This is a genomic window from Planococcus sp. APC 3900 (assembly GCF_030407735.1).
Classification (GTDB): domain Bacteria; phylum Bacillota; class Bacilli; order Bacillales_A; family Planococcaceae; genus Planococcus; species Planococcus notacanthi.
Genome location: NZ_JASDCT010000001.1, coordinates 813,578 through 821,418, shown reverse-complemented (window position 1 = coordinate 821,418; position 7,841 = coordinate 813,578). Strand labels below are relative to the sequence as shown.

Genomic DNA, 7,841 nt, shown 5'->3' with positions numbered 1-7,841 from the left:
CCAACACCCCATATGCCAACCCCAAAACACGCTTTTCGCGCGCGAAAAGCCACAAAACAGCCCTTGAACTAAAACGATGAAAGCAGTTTGCTTGCTCTCATTATTCTCCCATTTTTAGTTTTCACTGCTGCCCTGTAATCTTTTCTAGCCAAAGAAAAAAACCACCTCAACGGTGGCTTTTTACAGGGATCGAGAGAATCATTTCTTCTAAGAGAATAGGCATTTCCTCGAATGTGTTTTTGATATGGAGGCGTTCGGTGCGTTTATGGGCGTCTTTGCCGTAAGGGCCGACGTTCAAAACGGGCGCCGTTAATTGTTTCATTGCCTGGAACGGAATGCTGTAGGGATCGCCGTAGACAGGTGTGTTGTTTTCATAGGTGATCCAGCCGTCGCTTTGGTCGTTGTAGTTGACGTAGCTGAGGTCTGAAATGCCGTTGAAGTAATGGACTTGTTCGATGTCCAGGTTGAATTTTTCTTTGGCGTTGGCTGTCACTTGCGCGACGCATAGCTTCACCAGCTCGTTTTCGGATGAATTGACGGGTGGGTAGTAAGGCGGCGCGTACATCAGCACGATGGCTGGCGTCAGTTCCTGGCAGTTGATGAGCAGGATGTCGGTGACATGCATCGATTTTTCCCGCACATCCCATTCAGGATGCATCAGCGTATCACGCAGCAAATCGGTGACGTAGTCATTGCCGAATTTATTGAGTGCATATTCCATCAGCTTTTCGTAGCGCATGACACGGATACTGCCGACCGGTTCGATGTTTTCGCGTTCGCACATCGCGTGGTAGTCGCGCTCGCAGTGTGCTGCCGCCTCATTGGCAACGGTCTCAAAAATCTCGAAAACTTCTTCCGCCGTACGTTCCATCATAAAGACATTGTACATGGCAGCCGTGCGATAAGGCGTCTGCGCAGAATAAGACAGTTTTAAATCACGTTGCGTCAAGGTTACCGGCAAAGGCGTGGTTTCACCATAGACGACTTCCTTGAAATTCGGATTCCATTCCATGCGATGTGTCAGATAAGTCGAGATGTAGCTTGATGTAATGCCTGACAATGGTTCACCGACATGCGTTTCTTTGCCGTAGAACAGCGCCGATGGCATGATTTTTCCGATTGATCCCGTGTAGAGGTAATGGGCCTTGTCGCCGGGTTTCATTGCAAAAACAGGTTCGCCGTTCAGGAACAGAATAAATTCAAGTCCGTGTTCACGTTCAAGATCCAGCAGCTTGGAAACACCGTAGCGCATGCCGGCCGAGTTGACTTCCTCATCCGGTACGGTCATCAGCAGCAAATTGATCGGCCATTCTTCGATGAAGGCTTTTTCGATCAATGCCATGTGCAGCGCCAAGCCTGCTTTCATGTCCATGGTGCCGCGGCCGAAAAGGTATTCGCCGGAATCGAGGTCGCTTAAGGTATCTGCATCCAGTTCGTCGCGGATCAGCTTAAATGCCTCTGCCAGTTTATCAGGACTGCACGCCAAGGGTTCCAGATCTCCGTATTCTCCTGTATGGACCGTGTCGAAATGGCTGAGCAGGACGATGGTGTCGACCGCTTCCGGGTGCTTGTAGAGAGCTGTTACGTTTTGGCGCTCCCAATTCACTTCACCCATTCCGATATATTCCGGATGTTCCTGGAAATACGGAAGCTCCATGAGTTTATCCTTCAACTTATAGGCAAACTCCACTTCTCCATCGGTCAAAGTCAGGCTTTTCCAACTGACAAGTTCACACAATAATTCCTGTAATTTCTCCGGTGTTCCCCATAATGTGGCCACGGCATGTTCACTCCTCTGATTGTTCATAGCTGTCTAACTTTCTTCTATTATAGTGAACTTGCCTGAAAATAAAAAGAGGGCGCGAAAAAAAGCATACATGCTTGATCCATAAAAAAAACGGCTCATTTCGAGAGCCGTTTTTTGCGTTTCTTCAATAAATCTTCTGCTGCACCGGAACCGAACAATACCCCAATGACAATCAGGACAAGTCCGTAAATGTGGCCGGCAGTGATTTGTTCATTCAAAATCACGCTGGCTCCCACTAAGGAGAATAACGTATTCAAGTTCATGAAGATGGCAGCTTTGGTCGGGCCAGCCTGGCCAATGGAATAATTATAGAGCATATGGCCGACCGCTGTCCCAAGCATGGCTGAGAACAGGAACGCGACCCAAAATGATGTTGGTACAGCAGCGAACGCGCGGATTTCCCCCGGTTCTTGAATGAGCGAGATGATGAACAGAACCACAGCTCCTACAATAAACATATAGCCTGTCAGCAAGCGCGGATCCAGCGAACGTGCGGCATTGGCGATGACGATATAACTAAGCACCTGTGCCAGAATCGACAGGAAGACGAAAATGTCTCCGAGGTTCAAACCAGTGGCTGCGCCATTTCCCACCAGTACGGTCGCGGCTACTCCCGCAAAACCTACCACTACCCCCAGCCATTGTAGGCGAGACGGCACGTTTCTCATGATCAATGAAACCAGCACCGCTGTCAGCATCGGGCCTGTCCCAAGAATCAACCCGGCATTCGAGCCAGTGGTCAGACTAAGCCCGTTCGACAGGAAATAATGGTGGGCCACGACATTCAGAAGCGAACCGAGAAAGATGTATTTCCAGTCGCTTTTAGCCGGCCAGCGCAGCATTTTGAAACCCGCCAGGATACCGATGACCGACATGCCTGCCAGCAAAATCCGAAACGCTGTCAATGTGACCGGATCCACAAACGCTACCATGTATTTAACAGAGGCTAAGTTAAAGCCCCAGACAATCATAACTGCTGTCAGGATGCCGTAAATTTTCCACTGATTCACTCGCGAAGACCTTCTTTCCACTATCCGAATATAAGCCTGTATTTTACGCCTGTTTCAGCTATCTGTAAACGCCTAAAACTTTATTTAATCGGTGATGCGTTGTAATTATAAGCTTTCCTGCCGATCAGCAAACTGAAAGCGATAAACGCCACAAGCGACAGCAATACCGGCAAAGTCACCGTATGTACGCCGAACAAATTGCCGTTTTCCAGGTTGTAGAAATGCAAGCCGATATAGCTGATGATGCCCGTAGCCATCGAAGCGATCGCCCCGTATTTATTGCCCCATTTCCAATACAGCCCGAGCACAATCGGCCAAATAAAGGCTGCTTCCAACCCACCGAATGCGAATAAATTCAGGAAAATCAGCAAATCAGGGGGATCTAAGGCAAGCAAAAAGACGATTACCCCCAAAATTCCGGTGACGCCAAATGATACACGTTTGATCGTTTTGATGGCAGCATCGGGCTTTATGTAATTCAAGTAGACGTCTTTGACAATGGATGAACTGACCAGCAGCAACAATGAATCGACCGTCGACATGATGGCAGCCATCGGCGCGGCAAGAACGATGCCTGCGACCCAAGGCGGCAAAGTTTCCAACGCAATGAGAGGAATAACTTTATCGCCGATCTCGATGCCCGGCATAACCGGACGGGCAAAAACGCCGATCAAATGCATGTTCAGCATAATAAAACCGGTGACAATTGTTCCAATAATCAGCGCTCTGTGCATCGAGCGCGAGTTTTTATAAGACATCGCCCGCACTGCAATCTGCGGCAGGCCGACAACGCCGACACCAACCAGAATCCAGAACGACGACACATAGGCAGCACTTAAATCGCCTTCTGCTCCGTACGGCGTCACCAAATTCGGGTTTTCATTGATGAGGTCATTGACGATATTCGGAATGCCTCCGCCCGCAATGATGACGGCAATCAGCAAGATCAGCGTCCCGATCAGCATAACCGCTCCCTGCACAGCATCCGTCAAGGCGACGGCACGGAAACCGCCGATCGTCACGTAGACAAGCACACTGATCGCAAATAAAAACAAAGCCGAGTTATACGATAAGCCAGTCAGTGATTCCACCAGGCGAGCGCCGCCTATCCATTGAGCGGCCATAGCGGAAAACAGGAAAATAATGATGCTGAGCGCCGACAGCAGCACAACGGCTGAACTGTCATAACGGGATTTCAGGAAATCGATCATTGTAATTGCTTTGTAGCGGCGTGCCATAATGGCGTATTTCTTGCCGAGAATCATCAGCACAAAATAACCGGTGACCACTTGAGACATGGCAAGCAATACCCAACCGAATCCCATCGTGTAAGCAGTGCCCGGTCCCCCCAGGAAACTGGAAGCACTGCCGTAAGTCGCGACCATGGTCATGGCCAGTACAAAGCCGCCAAGTTCACGGCCGCCAAGGAAATAATCACTGACAAAGTTGGAGGTGGTTGATAATTTCCGGCTTGCCCAGTAGCCGATAAAGAAGATGATCAATAAAAAGACGATCATCGGCACTAAAACTGCGTAATTCATTGCAGGTCCTCCTCTTCTTCAAATGGCACATCTGTAAAGAAGAACTTCACGATGACGATCACCAGAACCGCAATCACCAAAAATCCGACAACGCAGCTGTAGAAAAACCAATCCGGCAAGCCGAAGACGTAGCTGTATTCCTCTACCGGCCGTGAGCCCATGCCGTACGCAAAGCCGAACCACCAGACAAAATTGAACAACGCCAAGCCGACGCCGATTTTTGCTTCCCGGTGGGCAACTTTAAATCGCCAATCCGTTTCTTCCATTTCATACACTCCGTTCATTCGCTTTTTTCATCTGCATCTATCGTACACCATTGCCCGCTGCAGATTAACCCCATTTGTCCGCTTTTCTTCCAATTTAAAACCCGAAAGCAGCTGCTTTCGGGTCGAGTAGCTCAATTTTATCGGGCCAGTACATATTCGACATACGCACGCCAATTCGTATTCTTGGCATAGTCGAAATTCGGCTGATGATTTGGAAACGGCATGAAGACTTTAGGCGGTGCAGTGAAGTTCTCAAGCTTTTCTTCATTGAGAACCAGAATTCCCGCTTCCGGTCCTTCAGTCAGCACGGCTTTGCCGCTTACTTCAAAATTGGTGGCGACCGGCAGGACATCCGGACGGCCATTGATGTTCAAGGTATGGGTTTTCCCGGCGCTGCCATCGTAGTCGAAGAGCCAGTTTATCGGAAGGGCAACAGCATCTTCCGCTTTTTCCAAGGCGATAGCGGTGTTGACGTTGCTGCCAAACGGCATCTTACTTTCAACCGGAGCATCCGCTGCAATCCGGATTTCGTAATAGGCCAGCGGGTTGGTCTGTTCTTTTGGATCTAATTGGTGATAGGCCTCGAGCCATTTGGACTCTTCAGCAGGCATCTCGGAAACGCTGATAACCGTTCCAGTCGCAATGCCTTCGATCCCTTGCCCTTCAATATCCACTTGGTCCGAAACTTCAACCAATGGCCATTCATCTGCCAGCACATAGCTGAGGAATATTTTTTCATTCGAATAGATCTCAATGCTTAATGGTTCTGTATCCCGGTTGATTTTTGAAACCGTTCCATCTACCGGGCTGATGACTGACGGGTTCGACAGGCTTTGCGATAATTGAGCATCGAGTACCGCCAATTGGGATTCGATCGAAGCCAATTGCTGTTCCGCCTGCGCAATGCCCGCCGCATAAGATCCATCTTGTGGAACCGCGACACCGACAGAGACATTCACGTCGAACTTGATGGTTTCATCGTCTTCATTGGTGATTTCGGAATTGTCGGCTTTGTCTTGTGATACAGGTCCGCCTTGAGCAGCCCGTGCCTGTTGAAGCGCAGTGAGTGAACTTTGCACTTCAGTCCGCTGGCTTTCCAAAGCAGTCTTTTGTGTTTCCCAAACCTTGCGCTGTTCCTCGGATTCCGCTTCGTTCAAACTGGCAAGTTCCGACCCGGCCGTTACGCTGTCGCCTTCATTAACCATCCACTGCTGAAGCGCTTCGTGGTCCTGCACATAGATTTCCACAGTCCCTTGAGGTGCTGTCAATGCTTCTTTGAACAAATGGGTGTCGTATGTACGCGCATACGTTTGTTGATATTCGCCGACATAGACGCTTTTTGGCAAAATGCTTTTCTCACCGAACATCAGTAAAGTATTTGCCGTCAAAAAGGCAATGACCGCGATAGACAAACCTACGAAAAAGAATCTATTCAAACGGATTGCCCCCTTCCATAAAACCTCTCAGCATATCGTCCACCGGAATCAGGCTAAATGAAGCTACGATCAACGCTGCAACAATATGAAGCAGAATCAAACCAAGCAAAATCAGCTTTGGATTGATTTTCGTGAAATTACGAATAAACCGGTACTGAATCGCAATGATCAAAGACGTGAATAACGTCAATTGGTTGAAGAAATAAATTAAAAATTCGTTGTCCAGAAACGTCGAGGCAATCGGTCCGAATGAAAAAATCGATACGGACATCGTGAAGCCCGTCAAGGCAAACAGCAGGAAAATCAATCCTTTTTCAATAATCAGCAAAGCTGTCACATAAGTTTGCATGACAATCGCTGCACGCCATGGCATCCTCAGCATTTTGCTGAATAAAAAAGCAGCGATGTAAAGATGGAAAGCCAAATAGAAGCCCGCCCACAGCAGTGTTCCGGCAAGTGAAGTCCAGCGTGCCAATGTATACGCATCCCACATGCCCGCTGCCAGTAACGGCGTCAGCGATTCTGTGTTCATGCCCCAAATCTCCCCGAGAGCGAAAACCAGCAAGCCGATCGCAATAATCCAGGCAATGCGTTTACTGACATTGCGCATTTCGGTGTTTTGTAAATTATGTATGAGTTGCCCTTGTTTTGGGAAAAAGTGCCAGAATTTAAAGTCTGATATCATGCGCGTTGGTCCTTTCAAGGCATTTAACGTTCTGCTTCATTATACTTTACCAAAAAACCAACCTCTTTGGAACGCATCAGCTGGTACATTTTACAATATTTAAAACGTTTGAGCCGAAAGGCATAGGGAATTGGTTGAAGTGAATAAGCGGGAAAAATTGTGTGCGTGCCTGGCACGCACACAATTCCATGATATTCATGTAGAAACTAAGAAACTTCATGTAGAGCAGAAACTAGTTGAGGTAGAAGCATGACTTACTCTTGTAGAAAGCCGAATAGCTCATGTAGAACCCCAAACTTATTCTGTACAACTACAAAACCTCATGTAGCCTCACACATCCTAAGCAAAGGCGCGTGCACCACCGCTGCCGAGCGTTTCCAGAACCACTCACTGCCTATTTATTCCATACAAAAACAGATGCTTGTATCACCCCATCCCCCAGCTGAGCCGCGCCCCCAGAGTGGGTGGAGCAATAAGACTGGCAGCGATCTTCAGCTGCCTGGCTTATTGCTCCACCCACTCCAAAGCGGCCGAAGCGACTTATAGAGACACTACAAAGCTATTATCTTCCTCTTTTCTGCCTGGCTTATCGCGGAACCCATCCCAAAGCAGCCGAAGCGATTTATAGAGACACTACAAAGCTATTATCTCCCTCTTTTCTGCCTGGCTTATCGCGGAAACCCACTCCAGAGCAGTCGAAGCTACTTACAGAATCACTCAAAAACCATAAAAAAAGAAGGCTGCTCTTGGCGAACAGCCTTCTTCCCATCTGAAATTATTCTTCGATGATACGGTATTTCTTATGTGAAATTACGGTCATGTTGGATGCCGCACCAATTTCTTTTGCGTCTTCTGGTGAAATTTCAACAATCACCGAGTTGTCCATAATTTTAAAGATGGTGCCGTTAACATCGACGCCGTTGCGAGTGAAAGAAATCCATTCGCCAATGTAGCGGGCTGCTACGAATTCTGATACTTCTTTTTCATGGGGTTGGAATGCCATCATTACCACGCCTCTCTTTTTAAAACACTATCTATACATTATAACACATTTTGCCACCCATTTCACCTCTCAGCCAACACCCGATCCAAATGA

General features: G+C 48.1%; 7 protein-coding genes. All 7 read right to left on the bottom strand.

Annotation, left to right across the window (positions count from 1 at the left end; translation table 11 throughout):
- Window positions 1–166: 166 nt before the first annotated feature.
- The 7 genes from QMA04_RS04100 to QMA04_RS04070 all read right to left on the bottom strand — a co-directional run bounded on the left by QMA04_RS04100 (window position 167) and on the right by QMA04_RS04070 (window position 7,751).
- A complete protein-coding gene (locus QMA04_RS04100) occupies window positions 167–1,780 on the bottom strand; it encodes a M20/M25/M40 family metallo-hydrolase (protein ID WP_290184012.1) in 1,614 nt (537 codons plus the stop codon).
- Between the two features lie 122 nt (window positions 1,781–1,902).
- Window positions 1,903–2,817 carry a DMT family transporter gene (locus QMA04_RS04095; protein WP_290184011.1) on the bottom strand — a complete coding sequence of 305 codons (915 nt, stop codon included), beginning with the start codon at window positions 2,815–2,817 and terminating at the stop codon, window positions 1,903–1,905.
- A gap of 80 nt (window positions 2,818–2,897) precedes the next feature.
- Window positions 2,898–4,358: a sodium/pantothenate symporter gene (gene panF, locus QMA04_RS04090; protein WP_290184010.1), complete on the bottom strand. Its 1,461-nt coding sequence runs from the start codon at window positions 4,356–4,358 to the stop codon at window positions 2,898–2,900.
- Window positions 4,355–4,624 (bottom strand): YhdT family protein, encoded by a 270-nt coding sequence (locus QMA04_RS04085; RefSeq protein WP_191714464.1) that lies wholly within the window; start codon window positions 4,622–4,624, stop codon window positions 4,355–4,357. Before QMA04_RS04085 ends, panF begins: the two co-directional genes overlap by 4 nt.
- Window positions 4,625–4,761: 137 nt before the next feature.
- A complete protein-coding gene (locus tag QMA04_RS04080) occupies window positions 4,762–6,060 on the bottom strand; it encodes an efflux RND transporter periplasmic adaptor subunit (RefSeq protein ID WP_290184009.1) in 1,299 nt (432 codons plus the stop codon).
- On the bottom strand, window positions 6,053–6,745 hold the full coding sequence (locus QMA04_RS04075) for a hypothetical protein (protein ID WP_290184008.1): 693 nt from the start codon (window positions 6,743–6,745) through the stop codon (window positions 6,053–6,055). Before QMA04_RS04075 ends, QMA04_RS04080 begins: the two co-directional genes overlap by 8 nt.
- 775 nt (window positions 6,746–7,520) lie before the next feature.
- Window positions 7,521–7,751 carry a DUF2187 family protein gene (locus tag QMA04_RS04070; protein ID WP_225218304.1) on the bottom strand — a complete coding sequence of 77 codons (231 nt, stop codon included), beginning with the start codon at window positions 7,749–7,751 and terminating at the stop codon, window positions 7,521–7,523.
- Window positions 7,752–7,841 lie beyond the last annotated feature (90 nt).